Origin of the sequence: Nonomuraea solani, assembly GCF_900108335.1 — a bacterium.
GTDB classification, from domain to species: Bacteria; Actinomycetota; Actinomycetes; order Streptosporangiales; family Streptosporangiaceae; genus Nonomuraea; species Nonomuraea solani.
In genome coordinates this window covers 279666-302870 of sequence record NZ_FNVT01000006.1, presented here as the reverse complement: position 1 = coordinate 302870, position 23205 = coordinate 279666, and the positions used below count along the sequence as shown (strand labels likewise).

Annotated in this window: 21 protein-coding genes; 8 read left to right on the top strand and 13 right to left on the bottom strand. The window is 70.8% G+C overall.

Annotated elements, in window-relative coordinates:
* Positions 1-1263: an ABC transporter substrate-binding protein gene (locus tag C4V41_RS24225; protein WP_103958199.1), complete on the bottom strand. Its 1263-nt coding sequence runs from the start codon at positions 1261-1263 to the stop codon at positions 1-3.
* Between the two features lie 158 nt (positions 1264-1421).
* Between C4V41_RS24225 and C4V41_RS24220 the strand changes: the two genes are divergently transcribed.
* A complete protein-coding gene (locus C4V41_RS24220) occupies positions 1422-2336 on the top strand; it encodes an AraC family transcriptional regulator (RefSeq protein ID WP_200824187.1) in 915 nt (304 codons plus the stop codon).
* 39 nt (positions 2337-2375) lie between these two features.
* A complete protein-coding gene (locus C4V41_RS24215) occupies positions 2376-2726 on the top strand; it encodes a hypothetical protein (RefSeq protein WP_200824186.1) in 351 nt (116 codons plus the stop codon).
* Between the two features lies 1 nt (position 2727).
* Here the strand turns inward: C4V41_RS24215 and C4V41_RS24210 are convergent, their stop codons facing one another.
* The 6 genes from C4V41_RS24210 to C4V41_RS24185 form a co-directional block, all read right to left on the bottom strand.
* Complete coding sequence (locus C4V41_RS24210; RefSeq protein ID WP_160150374.1) at positions 2728-3513, bottom strand: neutral zinc metallopeptidase; 786 nt, start codon at positions 3511-3513, stop codon at positions 2728-2730.
* Positions 3514-3730: 217 nt separating this feature from the next.
* Entirely contained in the window at positions 3731-4162 is a 432-nt protein-coding gene (locus C4V41_RS24205; protein ID WP_103958196.1) for a MarR family winged helix-turn-helix transcriptional regulator, read from the bottom strand.
* 1 nt (position 4163) lies between these two features.
* Positions 4164-4583 carry an SRPBCC family protein gene (locus C4V41_RS24200; RefSeq protein WP_146103762.1) on the bottom strand — a complete coding sequence of 140 codons (420 nt, stop codon included), beginning with the start codon at positions 4581-4583 and terminating at the stop codon, positions 4164-4166.
* Positions 4584-4670: 87 nt separating this feature from the next.
* Positions 4671-5630 (bottom strand): helix-turn-helix domain-containing protein, encoded by a 960-nt coding sequence (locus tag C4V41_RS24195; protein ID WP_103958194.1) that lies wholly within the window; start codon positions 5628-5630, stop codon positions 4671-4673.
* 84 nt (positions 5631-5714) lie between these two features.
* The gene (locus tag C4V41_RS24190; RefSeq protein WP_103958193.1) at positions 5715-6140 is read right to left on the bottom strand and encodes a roadblock/LC7 domain-containing protein; all 426 of its coding nucleotides are present in this window, start codon (positions 6138-6140) and stop codon (positions 5715-5717) included.
* Positions 6137-8974: a sensor histidine kinase gene (locus tag C4V41_RS24185; RefSeq protein WP_103958192.1), complete on the bottom strand. Its 2838-nt coding sequence runs from the start codon at positions 8972-8974 to the stop codon at positions 6137-6139. The genes C4V41_RS24190 and C4V41_RS24185 overlap by 4 nt, the downstream gene beginning before the upstream one ends.
* 400 nt (positions 8975-9374) lie before the next feature.
* Between C4V41_RS24185 and C4V41_RS24180 the strand changes: the two genes are divergently transcribed.
* Both C4V41_RS24180 and C4V41_RS24175 read left to right on the top strand, forming a co-directional pair.
* A complete protein-coding gene (locus tag C4V41_RS24180; RefSeq protein WP_235030351.1) occupies positions 9375-10358 on the top strand; it encodes an ABC transporter substrate-binding protein in 984 nt (327 codons plus the stop codon).
* Positions 10359-10362: 4 nt separating this feature from the next.
* Positions 10363-11373, top strand: a complete 1011-nt coding sequence (locus C4V41_RS24175) for a methyltransferase (RefSeq protein WP_103958191.1) — start codon at positions 10363-10365, stop codon at positions 11371-11373.
* Here the strand turns inward: C4V41_RS24175 and C4V41_RS24170 are convergent.
* The 4 genes from C4V41_RS24170 to C4V41_RS24155 all read right to left on the bottom strand — a co-directional run bounded on the left by C4V41_RS24170 (position 11354) and on the right by C4V41_RS24155 (position 14513).
* The gene (locus tag C4V41_RS24170; RefSeq protein ID WP_103958190.1) at positions 11354-12136 is read right to left on the bottom strand and encodes an inositol monophosphatase family protein; all 783 of its coding nucleotides are present in this window, start codon (positions 12134-12136) and stop codon (positions 11354-11356) included. The genes C4V41_RS24175 and C4V41_RS24170 overlap by 20 nt on opposite strands.
* An 83-nt stretch (positions 12137-12219) precedes the next feature.
* Entirely contained in the window at positions 12220-12579 is a 360-nt protein-coding gene (locus tag C4V41_RS24165) for a hypothetical protein (RefSeq protein WP_103958189.1), read from the bottom strand.
* A gap of 24 nt (positions 12580-12603) precedes the next feature.
* The gene (locus C4V41_RS24160) at positions 12604-13557 is read right to left on the bottom strand and encodes a DUF3500 domain-containing protein (protein WP_200824185.1); all 954 of its coding nucleotides are present in this window, start codon (positions 13555-13557) and stop codon (positions 12604-12606) included.
* Positions 13558-13565: 8 nt separating this feature from the next.
* Positions 13566-14513, bottom strand: coding sequence for an Lrp/AsnC family transcriptional regulator (locus C4V41_RS24155; protein WP_200824184.1), 948 nt, complete (start codon positions 14511-14513; stop codon positions 13566-13568).
* Positions 14514-14619: 106 nt separating this feature from the next.
* Between C4V41_RS24155 and C4V41_RS24150 the strand changes: the two genes are divergently transcribed.
* Complete coding sequence (locus tag C4V41_RS24150; protein ID WP_103958186.1) at positions 14620-15489, top strand: NAD(P)H-binding protein; 870 nt, start codon at positions 14620-14622, stop codon at positions 15487-15489.
* Positions 15490-15611: 122 nt separating this feature from the next.
* On the opposite strand, the gene C4V41_RS24145 is transcribed toward C4V41_RS24150, so the two are convergent.
* Together C4V41_RS24145 and C4V41_RS24140 are read right to left on the bottom strand one after the other, a co-directional pair.
* A complete protein-coding gene (locus C4V41_RS24145) occupies positions 15612-16412 on the bottom strand; it encodes a DinB family protein (RefSeq protein ID WP_103958185.1) in 801 nt (266 codons plus the stop codon).
* 211 nt (positions 16413-16623) lie between these two features.
* The gene (locus C4V41_RS24140) at positions 16624-20004 is read right to left on the bottom strand and encodes an AfsR/SARP family transcriptional regulator (protein ID WP_103958184.1); all 3381 of its coding nucleotides are present in this window, start codon (positions 20002-20004) and stop codon (positions 16624-16626) included.
* Positions 20005-20065: 61 nt separating this feature from the next.
* On the opposite strand from C4V41_RS24140, the gene C4V41_RS24135 reads away from it, so the two are divergent.
* The 3 genes from C4V41_RS24135 (at position 20066) to C4V41_RS24125 (ending at position 23202) form a co-directional block, all read left to right on the top strand.
* Entirely contained in the window at positions 20066-21220 is a 1155-nt protein-coding gene (locus C4V41_RS24135) for a serine hydrolase domain-containing protein (RefSeq protein ID WP_200824183.1), read from the top strand.
* A 52-nt stretch (positions 21221-21272) separates the two neighbouring features.
* A complete protein-coding gene (locus C4V41_RS24130; RefSeq protein WP_103958183.1) occupies positions 21273-22058 on the top strand; it encodes a class I SAM-dependent methyltransferase in 786 nt (261 codons plus the stop codon).
* Between the two features lie 94 nt (positions 22059-22152).
* The gene (locus tag C4V41_RS24125) at positions 22153-23202 is read left to right on the top strand and encodes a class I SAM-dependent methyltransferase (protein ID WP_235030350.1); all 1050 of its coding nucleotides are present in this window, start codon (positions 22153-22155) and stop codon (positions 23200-23202) included.
* The last annotated feature ends 3 nt before the right edge of the window (positions 23203-23205 follow it).

Sequence of the window (23205 nt, the reverse complement as noted above, 5' to 3'; positions counted from 1 at the left end):
TCAGAACCCCTCGACGCCGATGAGCTTCGCGTTCTTCTCGAATTCGGCCTGCATCGTGCGGGCCACGTCCGCCGCGCTGGCCCGGCCCGCGACCAGCTCGCCGACCAGCGCCGGGAAGTCGCCGAAGCTCGCCGCGGCCTGCATGTCCACGCTCGGGATCGAGCCGGCGGCGTACGCGTCGGCGACCGTGCGCTGCAGCGCCGACATGCCGGGCGGGTCGGCGATCCCCTCGATGACCGACGGCTCCTTCGCGACGTCCAGGTAGGCCCGATAGCCCGTCGTGGTGGCGTACGTGACGTAGTCGCGGGCGGCCCGCTCACTGGCCGGGTCGCCGGTCTTCGGCAACATCACCGAGGCGTTGTTCGACGACTGCCACATGACCTTGGCGGAGGCGGTGGGCCAGGGCACGAACCCGATGCTCCGGTCGACCTCCGCGGCGCCGGCCGTCTCCGCCAGCGCCGAGAGCATCCACGACGCCTGCGCGACCATGGCGGCCCTGCCCTCCAGCAGCGCGGACTGCTGGTCGGCGTAGGTGGCGGTCTTGTGGTCGGCGTTGGCGTACCCGCTGTCGATGTAGGACTTGAAGGTGCTCAGCGCGCTCACGACCGCCGGGTCCTGCCACGACGCCGCCCGGGTGTTGATCTTCTCGACGAGCCCGGCCGCGACGGGGTCGGTGAACAGCTCGTAGACCGGCACCTGCATCGTCCAGGCGTCGCCGCCCGCGATCGACATCGGCGTCACCCCGGCGGCCTTGAGCTTCTTCGACGCCGCCAGCAGTTCGGCGTAGCTTTTCGGCGGCGTTATCTTGTTTTCGGCGAAGACGTTCCGGTTGTAGAAAAGACCGAAAATCGAGGGAAAGCCGACGGTCGCGATGTAGGTCCTGCCATCCGCCGCGCCGGATTCGGCGGCCAGCCGGTGCTTGGCCTTCTTGACGAAGTCCATGCCGGACAGGTCCTGCAAATTCACCCGCGGTACGAGCTGGGCGAAGAACTTCTTGGCGGGCTGCCAGTAGAGGACGTCGGGACGCTCACCGGCGGTCCATTTCGTGAGGGTGTTGGTCTCGAAGGGGTCGGGGATCGTGACGATCTCCGCCTCGACGCCGCCCTGCTCGCCGAAGGCGGCGATCCCGTCCTTGACCGACTGCGGCGTCTGCTGGGAGATCCAGAACGTCAGCGGCGCGGGCTCGGCGCTTCCACAACCGGACGCTCCGATGGTCAGTAACGTTGTCAGGATGATGAGCGATAAACGGTTCTTCGATGACATGGGGGCTCCCCTGAAATCAGTGGCCCGCAGCAGGCATTTCGCGAAATTTTCGCGGGACCGTTCGCCTTGAGACTAGGCGGACCTCCGGCGTGCGAAGTAGCATCCCGTCGTCCTCGATTAGCACAGAATTCGCCTGTGGATTGAGCGGAGTGGTGGCTTTGTCGCCCATCGGAGAGGTCGGCTTCCCGGTCGACACCGGTGAGGGTTGCAGCTTCTTCGGCGACCACGCCCTCGCGGTGGCGGGGCGTTTCCGGCACGACGGCGCGGTGCCCTTGCACGGGCACGGGTGCGTGGAGATCGTCACGGTGATCGGCGGCGAAGGCTGCCACGTGTCCCCGCTGGGAAGCCAGCGCCTGGTGCCCGGTGACGTCGTCGTGCTCCGGCCGGGGGCCTGGCACAGATACGAGGACTGCCGGGCGCTGGAGGTCTTCAACCTGCGCCTCGACCCGGCCCTGCTGCGCCAGGAGCTGAGCTGGGCCTGGGAGGATCCGCTGCTCGGCTACCTCCTGCGCGACGGCCCGTACGCGCCGAAGAAGCACGGCATGCTGGTCTTCCGGCTCGACGAGGACCCGCTGGAGCGCTGCGCCGGCCGCATGGACGCCCTGGCGAAACTGCGCGGGGAGCCCCTCCTGCGCTACCGGGGCGACGTCATCGGCCAGTTGACGCTCGTCCTCAGCGAGATGGCCCGCGCCGCCGACGACGCCCGCGACCCTCGGGAGCTGCTGTCGACCAGCCACTGCCACCCCACGGCGATGCAGGCCATGCGGCTGCTGGAGTCCCGTCTCGGCTATCCGTGGACCCTGGCGGTGCTGGCCGAGACACTCCACCTGACCCCGAACTACCTCATCCGGATCTTCAAGTCGGCCACCGGCCTGCCGCCCATGACCTACCTGACGCGCTACCGCGTGGAGACGGCGGCCATCCTGCTGATCAACACGCACGACTCCGTGGCCGAGATCGCCGCCACCGTCGGCTGGCCGGACCAGAACTACTTCGCGCGGCGCTTCCGGGCGCACTTCGGGTCGACCCCGTCGGCGTACCGCGCCCGCAGCATCCGCAACGGAACGCCTTGAACGCGAGAGATTGCTCGTGTTCTTGGTACGCTGTCAGACGTGACGACCGAAAGCGCGCCCGTGACCGCCGGCCGGCCCCGAAGGATCGCCTGGGGCGCCTGCGCGCTGTTCCTGGCCGCCTTCGCGATCTTCGAGAGCCTCAAGTACGGCCTGCCGACCACGGCCGCCGCCGTGGCGTTCTTCGTGCTCCCCGACCTCGCCAGGCTCGCCGGGGTCCGCCCGCCCGGCCCGCTCCACCAGGCCGTGCACCGCGTGTGGATCCCGCTCGCGGTGCTGGTCGGCTACACCTTCGGGCCGATCGTGTGGCCGCCACTGTTCACGGCGGGTCTCGGCTGGCTCACCCGTATCGCCCTCGAACGCACGCTCGGCCGCCGGCCCGCCGCCACGTGAATCAGGCCACCTTGGACGACGGCGCGGCCCAGGTGTTGCAGGAGCCCGGGTCACCGGTCTTGAAACCGGCCCGCATCCACCGCTGGACGGTGGCGGTCTTTCCCCACTCGGGAGTCTGGCCCGGCCAGTCGCCGTAGGAGAGCGCCACGAGCTTGTCCCACTCGGCCTTGGTCCTGCCCTTGATCGGCCAGACGCTCTGCATGAAGACGCCGCCCAGGCACTCCATCTGCAGGTGGTGGCGCCGGCTCTGCTCATAGTGCTCGGCCTTGCTGCCGGCCCTGAGGTCCTCGCCGGCGTCGTAAATGCCGACCAGTTTCTGGACGTGATAGCCGTACATCGACGAGGCCAGGCTGAAGAGATTGAGGTCGGAAGGGTCGGTGAGCCATGAACTGCCGAGCTGGAAGGTCAGCATGCGGTCCCAGTCGCAATACCACGCCTGGGAATCCGCCAGGCTGACCTCGGTGTCGCCGCAATAGTTCTTGGGCATGCGCTTCACGTACCGGACCTTGACCGGCTCATAAGGCAGGCCGGCCTTCTTCAGGTGCGGCCCCCACGCGTTCTCCAGGCAGCGCAGGACCTCGGTGATATAGGTGCGGGCCTGGCTCTGGTTCTGGGGCTCGACCGGCAGCTCGTCGCAGGTCGTGAGGGGCAGCCGGCCCGATTCGTACAGCGCGTTCTTGGTGAGCACGGGGTTCTTCACCGGATATGCCGAAGCGTGCGCGGCCGTCGTTGCGGCGAAAGGCGTGATGAGGGCGCAGGCGAGCGCCGCGATCTTTACGGGTTTCACGTCGGGCGACATTAGGGCTTCCGGGTTGAAAGCGCCAGCTCAATCAATAACGTAATTCGAACAATGAGGGCGCTCGGGGTTCAGGAGCAGGCGGCGTCCATCGGTTGCGGGTCGGATTTCCGCGCGGGGCTCGCCACCATGACGACGTAGTAGCCGCCCTCCTGCACGATGTCCGGCGCCGAGGCCGGCGCCGTGCCGACGCCGCCGGGACGGACGATCAGGGCTGTCTGCCGGCGAGCCGCCGCAGGATCGTGTTGAGGCCCGCCGTGTCCGGCACCGCGCGGAAGAACTCGGCGTCGGCCCGCTCCACCTCCTCGACGGCCCGGCGGATCAGCTCAGCGCCCCGGTCGGTGACGCGCAGCAGGCGGGCCCGGCTGTCCACGGGGTCGAACGCGCGGACGAGCAGCCCTTTCTCCTCCAGCTTGCGCACGACTTGAGAGGTCATCTTGACGTCCGTGTCGGCGAACGTGGCGACGGCGAGCTGGTTGGGCAGCTCGCCCTGCCGGTTCAGCCAGTCGGTGCAGGCCAGCAGCACGAACTGCACGTGCGTCAGATCGAACGGCGCCAGCGCGGCGGCGACGGCCCGCTGCCAGCGCAGCGTGGCCCGCCAGAGCAGCAGCCCCGGGCTGTCGTCGGGCCCGAGGGGCATCTCAGGACTCCTCGGCCAGCTTGACCAGGGCGGCCATGGCCTCGGGGACGTCAGAGGTGACCGCCGGGCCGATCTGCTCGGCGCCCGGGCCGGTGATCTCGACGCGGTGGACGACGCGGGTGCCGGTTTCGGTCTCCGTCAGCCGGTGGATGAAGCGCAGGGTCATTCCCGCGACGACGGTCTCGTCGGTGAACAGCTCGTTGGTGACCAGCTCGACGATGCGGAACCGGACGGTGTGCTGGCCCGCGGGGGTCATGGTGCCCTCGGTGCCCACCTCGAAGGGGCCCTCCAGGTCGACCTGGAGCAGGCCGGTGTCCCAGGCGGTCCAGTCGTTGACGGCGGCGTAGCGGGCCCAGACGGCGGCGGCGGGGGCGGTGGTGTCGAGGGCGTGTTCGTAGGCGTACATCTCGCGCTCCTTCACGATTAATCTGTGCGCAGATTATCTGCGCGCAGTCTATCTCGGCAGGCGCGTCGCCCGACATCCTTCGGCCGGTCGCAGAAACGCGGGTCAGGAGCTGAAGAGATTGAGCAGTGCGGTGCCGCGCTCGGTCCGGGAGACGTAGATCTCCCTGCCCTCGCGCCGCCGGTTGACCAGTCCCGCCGATTCGAGGCGGTTGCAGTGGTAGGTGATCACGCTGGGATGACACTTGATGCGCCGGGCCAGCACGCCCATCGACAGCGGCTGGTCGACGCTGATCAGGATGGTCGCCCGCGCGTCGCCGAAGAGGAAACCGAGCTGTTCCTCGGTGGCCCGGGGTGTCGTCGGGTGGGGTAAGGAGTAGCCGATCCACACGAAGTCCGGGCCGTCCAGATGGGCCATGATCGCGTTCGGCCCGGCCAGCATCGGCATCAGCACCAGGCCCTTGCCTTCGATGGAGTACTCCTGCGGTTCGTAGTCGGGCAGGCTCCACGTGCCCTCGCGGAAGGTGCAGTCGACGTGCAGGTCGTCGAGCACGACGTCGAGCGCGCCGCGGGCGCTGGCCACCGCGACCCGCTCGACCTCGCGATCGAACAGGGCGCGGGCCTGCTGCCACTCCGGATGCATGGCCGACCACGCCTGCTCCACGAGATCGGCGTAGCCGTGCACCCAGCGGCGGGGGGCCTTCAGCGCGGGCTGCCAGTGGGGCGGCGGCTGCCCGTTCGACATGGACTGCAGCTCGTGTCGTAACGTGTCGGCCGGCAGGTCGCGCAGCATTTCGAGCTGCGTCGGAACGTCCAGATCCCGGCTGACGTCACCGGGGAGCAGGAAGTCGGGCAGCACGCTGGAGCCGGGTGAGGCCAGCGACTGCACCACCATTTCGTCGGGTGACAGCACGGCGGAGCGCAGCCGTCGCCGCCATCGCTCGGGCGCGCCCCTTTCCCTGCCCGACAGCGCGTCGCTGATCAGCGCCAGCATGGACAGTCCTGGGGCCAGCGACACCTTCACGGGAACCCGATCAAGCCGCTCGATGACCAGGTGCGTGCGCATGGGTGCGTCTCCCTTTCATGATTCAGTTGGCAAGAAGCAGTGATGCTAGCCCTGTCGGGTCGCGCCCGCAGGCTCGCATTCAGATCACCTGGTCAGGCTGGCACGCAGATGATCGCGTACGGCCGGAGTCAGCACCTGGCCCGTGCGGTCCGCCATGAGCGTCATGTGGTACGCGACGAGCGCCAGGTCGCTGTCGGGCTCGGCGAGCACGGCCAGGCAGGCCCCGTCACTGATCGACATGGTGATCAGCATCATGCCGTTCCCCATCTCCACCACGCTCTGGACGACCTCACCCCCGCTGAGCGCCCTGGCCGCGGCCCACGACAGGCCCACCAGCCCGGCCGTGATCGCGGCCAGGTGGTCGGCCCGGGCGACGGGAAAGCCCGAGGACGCCGCCAGCGGCAGGCCGTCGCAGGAGAAGACGACGGCGTGCGCGATCCCCGGGACCATGCCGACGAACTCGCTGATCAGCCAGTCGACCTCGTACGCCATGTAGCTCAGGTCGTTCATGTGCCCTGGCCTCGGTTCGTCGGGTCGGACGTGGTCTTACCCATGCTGATGTCGTCGCGAGCCGACCGGTAGCCCTGCTGGAAGCTGGCCAGGCGGCTGCGGACCCGGTCCGCCGAGACGGGCGGCATCGGCGTGACGTCACCGGTCGCGGCGGGGCCGGCGGACGCGGCGGCGGGGCCGGGCGTGGAGGCCGCGCCGGGCACCAGGTTGGCCTTGGGGACCCGCTTGGGCAGCCCGGTGGAGGTCACGCCGTCGCGTACCGGCTCCGCGGCGGCCTTGGCCGCGTGCCATCCGGCGTCGGCCGAGCCCCAGCTCGCCGCGCCCTGCTCGAACCAGGCCGACTCGATCGAGGCGTAGATCGGCAGGTACTCGTCGGAGCCCGCCTTGGCGGCGGGGATGGGGCCGGTGGCCGCGGACGCGGTCTCGGGGAAGTCGTAGCCGGACGGCCGCTGCTGCGGCTCGCTCAGGTTGCGGCGCCTGGGGAGGAAGGTGTCGTCGCCGGGCAGGTTCTGCCGGTTCCTCGGTGGCGTCCACGTGTCGGCGGAGCCGTACGAGCCGCTGTCGGCGTACCCGTACGGGCTGGGCTCCGCGGTGCGCGGGACGGACGGCCAGTCGGACGGCTCGGGGGCGCGCGGCGCCGGCTGGGCGGTGCGCGGCACGGACGGCCAGTCGCCGGATTCCGCCCCGCGCTCGGGCGCGAGCCAGGAGCCGGACGGGCTGGACGGATACGACGGGTGCCCCGGGCCCATCTGGTACGAGCCCCACTGCGGCGGCGGGGCTTGGAAGGCGTCGGGGGAGCCACCGGCGTAGGCGGGCGCCTGCGTGGCGAGCAGCGTCTCGGGCATCAGGACCATCGCGGTGAGCCCACCGGACTCGTGCGGGCGCAACTGCACCCGGACGCCGTGGCGGTGCGCCAGACGGGCGACCACGAACAGGCCCATCCGCCGGGACACCGAGACGTCCACGGTGGGGGCGTTCATGAGGCGGTCGTTGGCGTGGGCCAGCTCCTCCTGCGTCATGCCGATGCCGGCGTCACTGATGGCCAGCATCACGCCGCCGCCGTCGATCCGGCTGCCCGACACCGTCACCTGGGCCTCCCGCGGCGAGAACGACAGCGCGTTCTCCACCAGCTCGGCCAGCAGGTGGATGATGTCGTTGACGGCCTGCCCGGCCACGGAGACGGCGTCGGGCACCTGGAGCACGACGCGCTCGTAGTTCTCGACCTCCGACAGCGAGGCGCGCACGACGTCCACGAGCTGGACGGGCTTGCTCCAGCGGCGGGGCGGCTCCTGGCCGGCGAGGACCAGCAGGTTCTCGCTGTTGCGCCGCATGCGGGTGGCCAGGTGGTCCAGCTTGAACAGGTTGCCGAGCCGCTGCTCGTCCTGCTCGCCCTGCTCCAGGCCGTCGATCAGGGTGATCTGCCGCTCCACCAGCGTCTGGCTGCGGCGCGACAGGTTCACGAACATGGCGTTGACGTTGCTGCGCAGGTGGGCCTCTTCGCCCGCCAGCCGGACCGCCTCGCGGTGGACCTCGTCGAACGCCCGCGCCACTTCACCGATCTCGTCCTTGGAGGAGATGGCGATCGGCGGAACCTGGAGCTGCTTGGCGTCGACCTCGCTGGTACGGAGCTGCTGCACGAGCTCGGGCAGGCTCTGGCTGGCGATCATGAGCGCGTCCCCGCGCAGCCGCCTGAGCGGCCGGACGAGCGAGCGGGCCATGACCGCGGTGATGCCGAGGACGAGGAGCAGCAGCGCGGCGACGACGATGATGTTCAGCGTGGCCGCGGACCGGTCGCTCGACTGGATGTCGGCGCTCCGGGTGCCGACCTGCTCCAGCAGCGACCGCTGCACGGTGTGCAGCCGGTTGACGGTGTCGCTGATGGCGTTGAACCACAGGGTGACGTCGTTGGAGGTCGAGGCGTCGAGCCGCCGGAGGGGCAGACCGGCGTTGGCGAGGAAGACGGCCCGGTTGATGTAGAACTCGCCCCGGCCGACCTCCACGCTGGTGACCGTGTTGTCGTGGAACTGCCGCTGCGCCAGCGTGGCCACGGCGCGGAACGCGGCGCGCTCACTGGCGCGGTTGGAGCGCGCGTCGAGGAACGCCTTGAGCTCGGGCTCTTCGAACGCCCCCTTGACGAGCGCGATCGTCAGCAGCCCGCGGAGCTTGGCGGCCTCCTCCTCGGAGCGGGCGACGGCCCGCAGCGCCGCGCTGGTGGCGATCAGTTGCTCGTCCGTCGAGCCCTGCGCCACCTCGTCGTACAACTGCAGCATGTCGTCGATGACTTCGGAGTACTTCTCCATCGTCGGCAGCGGCGGCAGTTGCGAGGCGTTCCCGGACACGGTGTCGCGCAGCGAGGCGAGCTGGGTCAGCCGGGTGCGGACGATGGCCAGCTTCCTGCGGCCCAGGTCGGACAGCGAGTCCTCGGCCTGCGTGGCGGCCGCGGTCGTGCGCTGCACGCTGGCGTCGACGATCTTCCGCTGGTCCGTGAGCCGCTCAAGCTGCGTCGGCGCCCGGTTGGAGGCGACGAAGTGCGCGGAGAGGTCACGTTCGAGCGCCACCTCGCGAGACAGCTCGCCGAGCTGCGCCACGAGGGAGCCCACGTTGCTGATGCGCTGGTTCTGCTCCGCGCTGCTGATCGAGATGCCGACCCGCATCGCGCCGAGGATCACGGCGACCAGGGTCGGAATGGCGATGAGCGTGATGAGGCGGGTGCGCACGCGCCAGTTCCGCAGCGCCATCCGGTTCCCGTGCGTGGGAACCGGCTCCGCCGGCTTCTCGTCGGCCTCGAACCGTTCCTGCTGAACGGGAACGCTGGCACGACCAACTTGGGTCATCTTTGTCCTTACCGATGGCAGACATCTCCCGACGGCCCGCCTCGGGAGACTTCACACCGCTGACTGAACGCTCCGGCGCCGCTGAAATGAACGCGGGCAAGCTCCGGCGCAATTCGACCACAAACCTCATTAATTGGCCAACAGTCCGGAGGTACTAAAGAAATAAACCTTTTCAGATCTCTCCAATCGTCACGCACGGTGACCAAAAGGTTCGTCCCCGGGGTCGCCGGTCCATTAGGCGGTATGCGGGCCGTTCCGCCTGGTGACGAAATACATTTGCAGAGAAATGCAAGAGAACGTCGTCCATCGCGCTTCAGCATCGTCCTCACCTTCGGTACTCTTCACGCTCGTTGCCGCGATACCGACCACCACCGGCATCCTCTGTTAGGAGAACCCTCAAATGACCCGCAAAGTGCGGCGCCGCACCCTCATGCTCGGCATCGCAGCCACGCTGTTAATCGCCGGCTGCAGTGGAAACGGCGGGTCCGCCGCCTCATCGGGTGGCAATGGCTTGGAGAAGCCCACCATCAAGGTCGGCGCCATGCCGATTCCCGACCCCGCCTCCCTGCACATCGCCATCGCCAAAGGCTTTTTCAAGGATGAGGGCCTGACGGTCGAGGCGATCCCCATCACCGGTGGTGCGGCGGCCGGCCCGCAGATCGAGAGCGGTGCGCTGGACATCTCCCAGACCAACTATGTCTCGACCTTCCTGGCGGTGAGCCAGGGAAAGAAGTTCAAGCTCGTCGCGGACATGTACCAGGCGGGGCCGAACGCGTACAACATCATGGTCCCGAAGGATTCGCCGATCAAGACGGTGGCGGACCTCAAGGACAAGACCATCCTGGTGAACAACTTCAGGAACATCGCCACGCTCGCAGTCGAGACGCAGCTGAAGGTGGCGGGTCTCACCGAGAAGGACGTGAAGTACGCCGAGAAGCCTTTCCCTGAAATGGGCAACGCGCTCCAGACCGGGCAGGCCGACGCCGCCTGGATCACCGAGCCGTTCATCACCGCCACCCAGAGCAAGCTGGGCTTCCGCAAGATCGCCGACACCATGACGGGCCAGACCGAGGACCTGCCGATCGCGGGCTGGATGGCCAGTGACGACTGGGTCCAGAAGTATCCGAAGACGCTGGCCGCCTTCCAGCGGGCCATCGCCAAGGCGCAGGAACTCGCCTCGAACGACCGCAAGGAGATCGAGGCGATGCTGCCCAAGTACACGAGGATCGACGCGAAGACCGCCTCGGTCATCACCCTGGGCACCTACCCGAGCGCGCTGAGCGCCAACAGGCTGCAGAAGGTGGCCGACCTCATGCTCGAGTACAAGTACCTGAAGAGCCCGATCGACGTGAAGTCGGTCATCGCGGCGCAGACGGACGGCTGAGCGAATGCCGTCATCTGACAACCTCCTCTGGGAGGCGGTTTCCGGCATTTCCCGCTTCGCCGCCCTGTTGACCATGGCGGAGCTGGGCGTGGCCGACCAGCTCGCGGACGGGCCGCTCGACGCGGAAGAGCTCGCCGCCAGGTGCGGCGCGCACACCCCGGCGCTCCGCCGGGTGCTGCGCGAGCTGGAGAGCATCGGCGTCGTCCGTGCCGCCGGCGCCGGCCGCTATGAACTCACCGGTGAGGGCGCGGCGCTCCGCTCGGACGCGCCCGGCTCGATCCGCTCCGGGCTGCGCATGCTGGGCGAGGAGAGCTTCTGGTACGCGATGGGCAAACTCCCGGAAACGGTACGCCACGGCAAGTCCGCATTTATCGCGAAATATGGCGAGCTGTACGACCACCTGGCCGGAAATCCCGAGATCAGCCGCATTTTCGACGACTACATGACCACCAGGGCCGAGGTGTTCACGAGCGGCCTGGTCGCGCGCCACGACTTCACCGGCGTCGGCACCATGGTGGACGTCGCCGGCGGCAAAGGCTCGATCCTGGCCACCGTCCTGCGCGCCAACCCCGGCATGCGGGGCATCCTCTTCGACCTCGACCACGTGGTGGGCCACGCCGGGGAACTGTTCGCGGCGGAGGGCCTGGCCGACCGGTGCGAGACGGTGGCCGGGAGCTTCTTCGACTCGGTGCCCGCGGGCGGCGACGTCTACCTGCTGGCCAGCGTCCTGCACAACTGGGGCCAGGACGACGCCGTACGGATCCTGCGGAATGTCCGGGCCGCGATGAACCCCGGCGGGCGCGTCCTGGTCCTGGAGGTGGTCCTGCCCGACGACGCGGAGCCGCACCTGGGCAAGGACCTGGACCTGCGGATGCTGGCCATCTTCAACGGCGGCTCGGAGCGGAGCCGGCGGGAGTACGCCGAGCTCTTCGCCCAGGCCGACCTGGAACTGCGCGAGGTCACGGAGCTGGGCGCGGGCGCGAGCCTTCTCCAGGCTACCGCCCGATCATCGTGAGCAGGGCGGCGTGCGTCTCCTGATCGGCCGCCGCGACCAGCCCGCCCGCGCCCGTGTGCGGTGGCCGGCCACGCAGGTCGGTCACCACGCATCCGGCCGCCTGGCACAGGGCGATGCCGCTGGAGAAGTGCACGCTGTCGCGCAGGTGGCCGTCGGTCACGTAGGCGGCCCGCCGGCCGGCTGCGACCCAGGCCAGCGCCAGGGTGGTGGACACGACGCGCGGCCGGAACCGTTCGGCGAACGCCGGGCCGGCGAGCAGGTGGGCCGCACGGAAGCCCGGCGCGTTCGGGAACGGCAGATCGAGGTTGACGTCCACCAGCCGTGACTCGGGCGACGGCGTGAGGTCCACGTCGCCGTCGCCCTCGCGGAGGCAGGCGCGCTCACCGTCCGTCCAGAACACCTCACCGGCGAACGGATCGGCGGTCGCCGCCACGGTGACGCCGTTCCCGGTCCGCAGGGCGACGTTCACCGCGACCAGCATGTTCCGTACGGCGTAGTTCAGCGTGCCGCACAAGGGATCGACCAGCCACATCCGGTCGATCCCCGCCGCACCCGTGCGCCCGCTCTCCTCACCGGTCACGGCGTCCGCCGGCCGGGCGGCCCGGATGACGTCGAGGATGACCTTCTCCGCCTCGACGTCGGCGGTCGTGGCGAAGTCACCGGCGGACTTCTCGAACCGTGCCAGCGAGGTCCCGTACAGGTCGCGCACCACGGAGGCCCCCGCCCGGGCCGCCCGCACCGCCAGCTCCGCGTCAGTGATCACGCGAGCAGAATAGCCACCGGCCAAGGTGGTAGCCCGCGCCGGCGTGGTGCGAGCACCCAGGAGCGGCTCTGGGAAGACCTCATTCAGAGGGGGAGGACCGCCGACAGGGCGGTCAGCGCGGCTTGCAGAATAACGATGCTGACGACCGGGCGAAGGAGCAGGAGTTTCCAGTGAAGGGCTCGAATGGCCCCCTGGGAAATGTCGTGTTCATTCGCGACCGGGTTCAGCAGGAATGTGCCGGAGCCGGGCCGCCGCCAGAGTGCCGCGAGCAGCAGGAATGCCGCGCCGACGGCACACGCCTGCGCCATCAGGTTCAGCACCGTCGCGATCCGGCCGATGGCCGGCACCTCGCGAGCGGCCAGGAACAAAGCGCCGGTGCCGGCCAGTAAGAGCGCGGCGACAATGTCCGCGTACAGAATCTTGCGACGATTCGGCTCGGCCACCTCGCGACCGTAGCACGCGTCAGGTCAATGGTGGTCGGCGTAATGATGGGCGAGCAGGTCGCCGCCCCAATCATGGCGCAGGTCGCGCCACACGGAATGGATGTGGTTGGCGTCGTCCTGGGTGTTGTCGTATTCCAGCAGGAACGTGGGCCCGACGACGCAGTAGTAATGGCCCTCGCCGCGCCGGTCGGAACCCGTCCAGGCGAAGGTCACCTTGTCGAGGCCGGCGTCGAGGGCGTGCCGCCAGCAGGTCTCGCCGTACCAGCCGGGGGCGCGGTCGAAGTAGCGGCGGACAAGCCGTTCGAGCAACTCCCGCGACGACGCCGGCATGTCGGCGTGGGACAGCCCGCGCGGGATGCGGTCGAGGTCGGCCACGGGGTCGTTGCGGGTGAGGACATCGTCGGGGGCCACCTCGCCGGTGATCGCGATCGATCGCTGGTGCGGCGCGAGGTCGGCGAGCAGGGCCCGGCCCATCTCCTCCTCCTCGACGAGCAGTCGCAGGCCCCGCTGCGGCCCGGACAGGACCAGGGCCGGTTCGGCGCCCAGGAAGCTCGGCGTGACGGTGATCGCGTCGCCCACGACCGTGATGTGCACCGCGAGGTGGTGGCCGTTGACCCGCCACGCCCACGGGTCCGCGCCGCCCGGCTCGCCGAACACGCGGAACCAGTAGCGGTCGCCGTCGATCTCGTCGACGCCGGTCACCAGGCGGCGCCGGACGCGTTCGAGCTCGATGACGCCTCTCGCGGTGCGCGCGCCGGTCGCGCCGCAGCCGAGTTCGAGCAGGGCGAACGCCAGATCCTGCTGCGGAGAGGTCATCTCGACCAGCGGTAACCCCGGGCGGGCGCCGGGGAGATAGGACCACTCGGTGCGTTCGGGAGAGCCGAACGGCGCCGTCGCGGCCGCTCTCCGCTCGGTGTCGAGGGAGCCGAGAAAGCGCAGCACCGCCTGCCGCATCACCTGAACGTCATGGGGACTCATGCCTACCATCATGCGGGCAGCCGGATGGTGCCGATCCGCTTGAGGGTGCGCAGCACGGGCCCTGTCTCCATGGTCTGGACGGCGTCCAGGGTGCTCACCCGCTCGGTCAGATAGCGGTAGAGGTCGGCGTTGTCCCGGCAGATGACCTCGGCCATGAGGTTCGTGGCGCCGGTGGTGACGCCGACGAACGAGACCTCGGGATGGGTGGCCATCGTTTCCGCGACCTGGACCAGGCGCGACGGCCGTACTGACATCCAGAGCCTGGCCTGCGCCCGAAACCCCAGGGCGCGAGGGTCGAACTCCAGCTGGATCAGCAGCGCGCCGGAGCCGCGCAGGTGGTCGAGCCGCCGCCGGACCGTCGATTCCGACCAGCCGGTCGCGACGGCGAGATCGGCGTGGCTGGTACGGCCGTCGGCGGCCAGCGCCGCCAGCAGCGCGTGATCGGCCGCGCCGGCGGTGACCCGGCTCTCGGGGGCGGGGGTGTACCTGAGCAGGGCGGCGCGCTCTTCCTCCAGGGCGGCCAGGCCGGCCCAGCCGCCGGGGATGGCGAAGCCGTGCAGGAGCGAATGCGCGCTCATCCCCAGCACCTTGCCGGTTCGCGGCAGTCTGTCCAGGAGTGACGCCTCGCCGGTTTCGAGGCGGGCCTGGGTGAAGCAGGAGATCTCGGTGCCGCCGGAGAGCAGGTGCACGTAGAACGTGTCGGCGCGCCGGGCCAGCGCGCCGCCGAGCGTTTCCGACGCATCTGGGGTCGTCCGCAAGCGGATGGTCCACGAGGTGTAGCCGAGCCGCGCCCCGTCGACGCCGCCCACCACGCGGATCGCCCCGGCGGAGCGCAGTTTCCGGTAGCGGCGCGCGACCGTTTGCTCGGACACGTCGAGCACCTTGGCGATCTGGCTGAACGGCGCCCGGCCGTCCAGTTGGAGGGCGTGCACCAACGCTCGTTCGATCGGATCCACCGCACAAGAGTAGCGAGGTGGCGGAATCCGTCACTCGATGCGTAATCGCTGGCAGGCCCATGCCGGTGCGGGTGAACCTTTTCCGAAACGAGTGGAAGGCGGAGAAATGATTCTGGTGACAGGTGCCAGTGGCAATGTCGGAGGCCAGGTGCTGGCCCGGCTTCTGGAGCGCGGCATCCCCGTACGGGCGATGACCCGCAGTCCGGAGACCGCGAACCTGCCCGAGGGCGCCGAGGTGGTGCGCGGCGACCTCGCCGATCCGGCCGGCCTGGAGGCGTGCCTGGACGGGGTGGAGACGGTCTTCCTCATGTGGCCGTTCCACGACGCCGAGCCGATGGCGGCGATCATGGACGTGGTCGAACGGCACGCCCGCCGGGTGGTGCTGATGTCGTCCGGCGCCGTACAGGACGGGCTGCCCCCCGACCGGCACACCGGCCGGGTGGGCCGCTCGCACGCCGAGGTCGAACGGCTCCTCGCCGCGTCCGGCCTGGCCTGGACCGTGCTACGGCCGAGCACGTTCGCCGCGAACGCGCTGTGGTGGGCGGACCAGATCCGCGCCGGCGACACGGTCGCCGGGCCCTTCGGCGCGGTACGGATGGCGATGCTGCACGAGGCCGACATCGCCGCCGTCGCGGTGTGCGCGCTGACCGAGGACGGCCACGACCAGGCGTGCTACCTGCTGACCGGGCCACAGGCGCTGACCCAGGTCGAGCAGGTGCACGTCATCGGCCAGGCGCTCGGCCGGCCGCTGCGGTGGCGGGAGCTGTCCCGCGAGGCGGCGAGGCGGCGGTTCGCGGCCGACGACTCCTTCGCGGACGTGCTGCTCGACGGCTACGCGAAGATGCTCGACGGGCCTTCGCCCGCCCTCACCAAGACCGTGGAGATGGTGACCGGAAGCCCGGCGCGCACCTTCCACCAGTGGGTGCTCGACCACGCCGGCGAGTTCGCCCCGCAGGGGGTCGTCCATCCGTGCTAATTAGGACCGGCCGGGTGAGTGACCTGTCGCGCCGGTGGCTGCTCGGCCCGCGGGCACAAGGCGGCGGGCCGCCACCGGTGGCGCCGCCCGCCGCGCCCAGCTCTCCGAGGCCCTGCGGGCGATCACGGGGCTGACTCCAGCGCCGTCAGGTCCCGTTCGGCGTAGAGCCGGTGCTCCCACTCCTCGTTGAGGACGATGCTGAGACACTCCGCGAAGGGGAAATCCTCCATCTGAGGCCAGCCGGGCTCGTCGCGCGTCACCTGGGAGGCGAGCCGCTCGTCGGTGAGCGACTCCATGACCTCGCGGACCATCGCCTGGCGCTCGCGCCGGACCGCGAGCACCTCGTCGAGCGCCGGCCGTGCCTCGCGGTCCCACGGGATGCCGTCCCACCCGGGCGCCTCGTCCCACGGCAGGTCCAGCGGGTGCCAGGGCGAGGCGTTGCCGAGGATCATCCGGCCCACCCAGGCGGCACCGGCGAAGTTGAGGTGCCGCAGGGTCTGGATGAAGGACCATTCGTCGTCGACGCCCTGGTGGAGCGCCTCTTCGGGGAACGTCCGCGCCCGCTCGACGGTGCCCGCCCACAGCCGCTCCAGGGTCGCCCACGCGGTGCGGAACCCGTCGGCGTCCTTGGGGCGCATCGTCGCCCGCTCGGGCATGCGGCGGTCCAGCTCGGCCTCGACGAGAGGCGCGATGTCGACACCGTTGACGACGACGTTGCGCAGCTCGCCGCTGATCTCGACGTCGACCAGCTCCACGCCGCGCAGACGGCTCCGGTGGAAGGAGGCGCCGCGGATCCGCGCGCCGGTGAAATCGACTGACCGCAGGTGAGCGTCGCTGAGCGACACGTGGTCGAAGGTGGCGCCCTGGAGGTTCGCCCGCTCGAAGCGCGCTCCGGCGAGATCTTGGTCACGGAAGTCGGTCATGGGCCTCACGGTACGACCGGCCTCCGACATTTCCCGTGGAAGAGCGCGTCATAGACTCGCCCGCATGCTGATCGTGGAACGCGCCGCCGCGGACGAACGCCCGAACGGTGCCGCGGGGCGTGCCTGGCAGCCGAAGGCGATCAGCAGGACCGCCCCCATGACGACGCCGAGCGCGCGGTGATCCACATGAGGTTGGACGCGCCCGGCGTTGTCATGGTTCGGTGGATGATCGACTCGTCAGCCGGTCGATGGCCTCGTGCGCGGTCAGGTCGGCGCCCAGGCGGTAGGCGCGGTCGTAGCCGGCGCGGCCGAGCCGTTCCACGAGAGCCTCCGAGAGCGCTCGCAGCTCGACGTCGCCCTGGTCGAAGGTGCCACGGATGGCCCGGCTCAGGCCGAGCGCGGTCGCCGCGCCCGCCGGATCGTCCTCCAGGAACAGCAGCCGGGCCAGGAGCTGGGCGGCCGACGGCGGGTCCATGTTCGCCCGCGCCGCCTGGAGGGCTTGGGGCAGCAGCTCGCGGGCACCCGCGGTGTCCCCGGCGGTGAGGAGGTTCGCCATCCTGGCGGGGGCCACCAGGTGCCGGGTCGTCTCGGCCGGGAGGGGCAGTCGGCGGGCGAGCGTCTCCAGCCGGTCGAGCGCGTGGCCGGCGCGTTCGACCTCGCCGGAGCGGCGGTACAGCTCGGCCAGGCCGCCCAGGACCTCGATCTCCAGCATGGGCTGGCCGCGCTCCCAGGCCGCCCGTTCGGCGGTCTCGACGTCGCGCCTGGCGCCCGCCAGGTCGCCGCCGCGCATGCGTGCGGCGGCCAGCCCGAGCCGGGTCGAGACCTCGTCCTGCGAGCCGAGGTCGATGGCGATCGCGACGCTGCGCTCGTAGGCGGCGACCGCCTCGTCGTGCTCGCCGCGCAGGGCGTGGATCTGCGCCATGCCGATCAGCGTCTTGGCCGTCCACCAGCGGTCGCCGGTCTCCTCGAACGCCCGCGACGCCGCCGCCATCGCGGTGGCGCCGCCGTCGTGGTCGGCCCGTTCGCGGTGGCGCATGGCCTCGATCGCGTACGTGCAGGCGATCGCCCAGCGGTCCGAGCCGCCGCGCGCCCGGGCGATCTCGCGATCGACGACGTCGTCCAGCCTGAGCATGACCGCCACCATCAGCGGCATCGTCAGCAGCATCGGATAGCGCCGCAGCGCGCCCGTGCTCGCGCAGTCGTCGATGGCCGAGCGCAGCCGTACAGGGTCGAGGCCCTCGCCGTTCAGCAGGTGGATCGCGGTGAACGCGGCCCGTGCGGGGGCGGGCAGCGCGTCGCCGAACTCCACGACCCTGGCCACGTAGGCGTCGGCCCGGCCGTCGTAGCGGAGCATGACCCAGTACCAGTACAGCGGGCCGAGCAGCCGGGCCGCATTCTCGGCGTCGCCGGTGCCGATGGCCGTCCGCAGGGCGTACATCAGGTTGTCGTACTCGGTCTGGAACAGCCGCAGCGACTCCGCCTGCCGCTCCGAGCGCAGCAGCGGCTCGTGCTCCTCGGCCAGGGCGGCGAAGTGCCGCGTGTGCCGGCCCAGGACGGCCTCGCGTTCGGCCGCGAGCTTGCCGGCCGCGTGGGCGCGGATCGTCTCCAGCATGCGGTACGTGTCGCCGGCCCGCTCCACGATCGACTTGTCGACCAGGGAGTCCAGCAGGTAACCGACCCCGCCGACAGGGAGGATCGCGTCCGAGCGGGCGGCTCCCTCGGTGGGAGAGGTCGCGTCCGAGCGGGCGGCTTCGCTGGTGGGGAGGGTCGCGTCTGAGTGGGCGGTTTCGCCGGCGTGGAGGGTCGTGTCTGAGCAGACGGCTTCGATGGCGGCGATGCCGGTTCTCGCCGGAAATATCGACATTCGGCGGGCGAGCGTGCGTTCCGGATCGGTGAGGAGGTCCCAGCTCCACTCGATGACCGCGTGAAGGGTCCGCTGGCGCGGCTGGGCGCCTCGGTTGCCGGTGCTGAGCAGCCGGAAGCGGTCGTCCAGCCGCTGGGCGAGCCGTTCGGCGCTCATCGTCCGCAGCCGCGCCGCGGCCAGCTCCAGGGCGAGCGGCAGCCCGTCCAGCCGGCGCACGATGTCCACGACCGGGGTCACGCTCGGCTCGTCCAGTGCGAAACCGGGCTGTACGGCCGCCGCCCGGTCGAGGAACAGCCGCACGGCGGCCGCCCGGGCGGCGCGATCGCGATCCGCGTGCGCCGGGGGCAGGTCGAGCGGGCCCAGACGGCACAGCACCTCGCCCATGACCTCCAGCGGCTCCCGGCTCGTGGCCAGGATGGTCAGGTTCGGGCGGCGTTCGAGCAGGTGCCGGGCGAACTCCGCCGCCGCCCCCGAGATCTGTTCGCAGTTGTCCAGCACCAGCACGCCTTCGTCACCGGCGAGCAGGTCGATCACACGGTCCAGCGGCATAACGTGCGGCTGCGTAACGTCCGGCGCCGTACCGTCCGGCTGTGTACCGTCCGGCGCCGCACCGGACGGGCGGCCGTCGGCGGGGCCGAGTGTGCCCAGCACCGCCTCGGGCAGCCCGTCCGCCGTGGTCACCCCGGCGAGGGGGACGAGCCAGACCCGGTCACGCCGATGGGCGCGATGCCGACCGGCCGCCTCCACGGCCAGCCGGGTCTTACCCACGCCGCCCGGCCCCACGACGGTGACCAGCCGGGCGCTCTCCAGCGCCTCGGCCAGCAGTCTCAGCTCCTCCGCACGCCCGACGAAGCTGGTCAGCGGCGCCGGCAACCGCCCGGGCCCAGCCCGCCGCGGCTCCGCCGCACCACCCGGCCCCGCCGGACGAGCTTCGCGCGGCTCCCGTTCGCTGTGCGGCACGGCCAGGTGCGCTTCGCCTCGGAGGACGGCCAGGTGTGTTTCCCGTAGTTCCGCCGACGGGTCGATGCCCAGTTCGTCGGCGAGTGTGCCGCGGACCTCCTCGAACAGGGCCAGCGCGTCGGATTGGCGGCCGGCCGCCGACAGGGCGCGCATCCGCAGCCCGGCCAGTCGTTCGCGCAGCGGGTGACCGGCGGCCACCGCCGCCATGTCGGCCAGGATCTCGTCGTGCCGGCCCAGCCGCAGCTCGGCCTCGAACCGGTCCTCGACGGCGGCGACGCGCAGCTCCTCCAGACGGGGGCGGGCCGTACCGGCGAAAGGGGCGTCGAGCACGTCGGCGAGCGCGTCACCCCGCCACAACCCCAGCGCCTCGCCCAGCAGCGCGCCCGCCCGCCGGAACGCGCCCGCGGCCAGTTCGCCGCCGCCCTTCTTCGCCAGGCCCGCGGCCAGTTCGCTGCCGCCCTTCTTCGCCAGCTCCTCGAACCGGTCGGCGTCGACGTCCTCCACGCGCAGGCGGTACCCGCCGGCGGTCATTTCCACGACCCCGGCCTCGCCCAGAGAACGGCGCAGCCGGTGCACCAGCCCGTGCAGCGCGTTGACGGTCCCCCCGCCCGGCCGCCACAGGCCGTCGACGAGCGCGTCGACCGACACCACCTCGCCCCCGGCCAGCGCCAGCCGGGCCAGCAGCGCGCGAACCATGACGCCACCGACGTCGATCGGCTCGCCGCCGCCGGTGTAGACCCGCACCGGCCCCAGCACCTCAATCCGCATGCACACAGCGTAAAAGAACGATCTAAGAGTGCTGAAAGCGGCGGCCGACATCGTCGTAGGCATGAACATGAGACGCGAGAAGCTGCAGCGGGTGCTCGACCGGGCCGTCACCGAGGTGGGCGTGCCCGGCATCGTCGCCGAGGTACGGGACACGAACGGAAGCTGGTTCGGCAGCGCCGGCGTGGCCGACCTCGAAACCGGCGCCCCCCGCCGGCCGGGCGAGAGCGTGCACACCGGCAGTTGCGGCAAGGCTTTCACCGCCGCCACGATGCTGGCCCTGGAGGCCGAGGGCCGGCTGAGCATCGAGGACCCGGTGAACAGGTGGCTGCCCGGCGTGCTGGACCCGGCGGTCAACGGCTACGACGGCGACAAGATCACCATCAGGCACCTGCTCAGCAACACCGGTGGCCTGTTCGCCACCGGGCTGGCCCCGGAGCTGACCCACCGCTACGCCACCCGCGCCGGGTTCATCCGGCACCGCTTCGACACCTTCACCACCGGCGAACTGCTCAAGGCGGCCGTGTCCCAGCCGCCGGTCGGCGCGCCCGGTGAACGCTTCGAGTACTCCAACGGCGGCTTCTTCCTCGCCGGCGCGATCATCGAGAAGGCCACCGGCAGCACGTACGCCAAGGAGGTCGAACGCACGGTCATCCGCCCGCTCGGCCTGGCCGGCACGTACGTGCGCCTCACAGGCGACACGAGCCTGCCTGACCCGTCGCCGAAGGGCTACTCGAACCTGTTCTTCAAGGACGGCGCCGACCCGGCGGCGGTCACCCCGGAGAACTGGGAGTCAATGATGGAGGAGCCAGGGCTCCCGCCCCTCGACGTCACCGAGCTCGACTCCTCCAGCGGCTGGTCGGCCGGCAGCGTCATCTCGAACACCGCCGACATGATCCGGTTCGCCGGCGCGATGGCGAGCGGCACCCTGCTGCCCCCGGCCCAGCACCGCGCGATGTGGACCACGGTCTCCACCGAGGGCGGCTACTGGATGCCGCACGCCCGCTACGGCCTCGGCCTGTTCGAGTTCGACCAGGCGGTCACGGGCGGCCGGCCGCTGCGTGGCGTCGGCGGCAGCCTCTGGGGATCCTGGTTCTTCGCGATCGGCACCCCGGACGGCGAGCACACCATCGCCGTCCACACCAACACCGAGTGGCGGTCGTGGGACGTGCTCTTCCAGGCCGTCGAGGCGGAGTTCGGCGTCTCCGTCGGCGCGTAGCCGTCCTCGCGTGCGACAGTGATGGTTCGTCGTCACGCGAGCGAGGTGCCGAATGGCGGACGAGATCTGGGCGGTGGGTGACGCCTACGACACGTACGTCGGCCGGTGGAGCCGCCGTACCGCGGCGAGTTTCCTGGGCTGGCTCGACCTGCCCGGCGGCGGGCGATGGCTCGACGTGGGGTGTGGCACGGGGGCGCTCACCGCCACGATCCTCGCGGTGGCCGACCCGGCCGGCGTCGTCGGCCTGGACACCTCGGAGGGGTTCCTGGCCGTCGCCCGTACCCGGGCCGGCGATGCGCGGGCGGTCTTCCGCCACGGTGACGCGCGGTCGCTGCCTCTGCCCGACCACGGTTTCGACGCCGTGGTCAGCGGGCTGACGCTGAACTTCGTCCCCGAGCCGGCTCGCGCCGCCGCCGAGCTGGCCCGGGTCGCCGTGCCGGGCGGCACCGTCGCCGCCTACGTGTGGGACTACGCCGCCGGGATGGAGATGATGCGCTACTTCTGGGACGCCGCCACCGCGCTCGACCCGGCCGCCGCGGAGCTCGACGAGGGGCGGCGTTTTCCGCTGTGCGCGCCGGAGAACCTGCGCGCCCTGTGGACGGACGCCGGGCTGGACGCGGTCGCCGTCCAGCCCATCGACACGGCCACCACGTTCGCCGATTTCGACGACTACTGGCGGCCCTTCCTCGGCGGTCAGGGACCGGCGCCGGCGTACACGATGTCGCTCTCCGAAGACCACCGCGACTCCCTGCGGGAGCTGCTGCGCGCCCGGCTGCCCGGCGGTGTCATCGCGCTGACGGCGAGAGCCTGGGCCGTACGCGGGAGAACGAGCCACTGAGCCGTGGATTCGCGCCCTGAGTGGAGCTGGGCGGCGCCGGCCCGGGTGGATTACATGGATTCCTGTCATCCATCACGACCGGGGGGAGAAGGTCATGGCGATAGACGAACAACGTCTCATGGAGTTTCTGTTCAAGTTCGTCGGGGACGTCGGCGCCACCATGGCGGCGGGCGGCGTCGTCATCGGCGATCGGCTCGGCCTCTACCACGCCCTCGCCGAACGGCCGGCGCTGCCGGACGAGCTGGCGGAACGCACGGGTACGGCGCCGCGCTACATCGAGGAGTGGCTGCGGGGGCAGGCCGCGGGCGGTTACGTCGAGTACGACGCCGCGTCGGGCAGATATTCGCTGACCGAGGAGCAGGCGTACGCGCTGACCGACCCCGACGGGCCCGTACTCGGCGGGTTCCAGCTCGCCCTCGGCGCCCTGAAGGCCGAGCCGGAGATCACCCAGGCGTTCCGCACCGGCGAGGGCATCGGCTGGCACCGGCACGACGCGGACGTGTTCGCCGGCTGCGAGCGCTTCTTCCGCTTCGGCTACACCGCCCACCTGGTCAACGACTGGCTGCCCGCGCTCGACGGCATGGAGTCCAGGCTCCGTGCCGGGATCCGGGTCGCCGACATCGGCTGCGGGCACGGCGCGTCCACGACGCTCATGGCGCGGGCCTTCCCCGAGTCGGCCTTCGTCGGCTGGGACTACCACCGCGACTCGGTCGAGCGGGCCCGCAAGCAGGCCGGGGACCTGGGGCTGCACGACCGGGTCGACTTCCGGGTGGCCGGCGCGCAGACCTTCGACGACGGGCCGTACGGGCTGGTGACCACGTTCGACGCCCTGCACGACATGGGCGACCCGCTCGGGGCCGCGCGGCGCGTACGCGAGCAGCTCGCGGACGACGGCACCTGGATGATCGTGGAGCCGGCCGCGGGCTCGTCGGTGAGCGAGAACCTCAACCCGGTGGGCCGCGCCTACTACGCGTTCTCGGCGTTCCTGTGCGTGCCCAACGCGCTCTCGCAGGACGGCGGCTACTCCATGGGCGCCCAGGCGGGCGAGGAGCCGGTGCGCCTGGTCACCACCGAGGCGGGGTTCAGCCGCTTCCGGCGCGTGGCGCAGACCCCGTTCAACATCGTCTACGAGGCCAGGCCCTGACCG

Bases quoted from the DNA above. Each gene is read 5' to 3' on its own strand.
- C4V41_RS24225 (WP_103958199.1), bottom strand. From the start codon at position 1,263: ATGTCATCGAAGAACCGTTTATCGCTCATCATCCTGACAACGTTACTG.
- C4V41_RS24205 (WP_103958196.1), bottom strand. From the start codon at position 4,162: ATGCCCCTCGGGCCCGACGACAGCCCGGGGCTGCTGCTCTGGCGGGCC.
- C4V41_RS24195 (WP_103958194.1), bottom strand. From the start codon at position 5,630: ATGCGCACGCACCTGGTCATCGAGCGGCTTGATCGGGTTCCCGTGAAG.
- C4V41_RS24190 (WP_103958193.1), bottom strand. From the start codon at position 6,140: ATGAACGACCTGAGCTACATGGCGTACGAGGTCGACTGGCTGATCAGC.
- C4V41_RS24185 (WP_103958192.1), bottom strand. From the start codon at position 8,974: ATGACCCAAGTTGGTCGTGCCAGCGTTCCCGTTCAGCAGGAACGGTTC.
- C4V41_RS24180 (WP_235030351.1), top strand. From the start codon at position 9,375: ATGACCCGCAAAGTGCGGCGCCGCACCCTCATGCTCGGCATCGCAGCC.
- C4V41_RS24175 (WP_103958191.1), top strand. From the start codon at position 10,363: ATGCCGTCATCTGACAACCTCCTCTGGGAGGCGGTTTCCGGCATTTCC.
- C4V41_RS24160 (WP_200824185.1), bottom strand. From the start codon at position 13,557: ATGAGTCCCCATGACGTTCAGGTGATGCGGCAGGCGGTGCTGCGCTTT.
- C4V41_RS24150 (WP_103958186.1), top strand. From the start codon at position 14,620: ATGATTCTGGTGACAGGTGCCAGTGGCAATGTCGGAGGCCAGGTGCTG.
- C4V41_RS24145 (WP_103958185.1), bottom strand. From the start codon at position 16,412: ATGACCGACTTCCGTGACCAAGATCTCGCCGGAGCGCGCTTCGAGCGG.
- C4V41_RS24140 (WP_103958184.1), bottom strand. From the start codon at position 20,004: ATGCGGATTGAGGTGCTGGGGCCGGTGCGGGTCTACACCGGCGGCGGC.
- C4V41_RS24135 (WP_200824183.1), top strand. From the start codon at position 20,066: ATGAACATGAGACGCGAGAAGCTGCAGCGGGTGCTCGACCGGGCCGTC.
- C4V41_RS24130 (WP_103958183.1), top strand. From the start codon at position 21,273: ATGGCGGACGAGATCTGGGCGGTGGGTGACGCCTACGACACGTACGTC.
- C4V41_RS24125 (WP_235030350.1), top strand. From the start codon at position 22,153: ATGGCGATAGACGAACAACGTCTCATGGAGTTTCTGTTCAAGTTCGTC.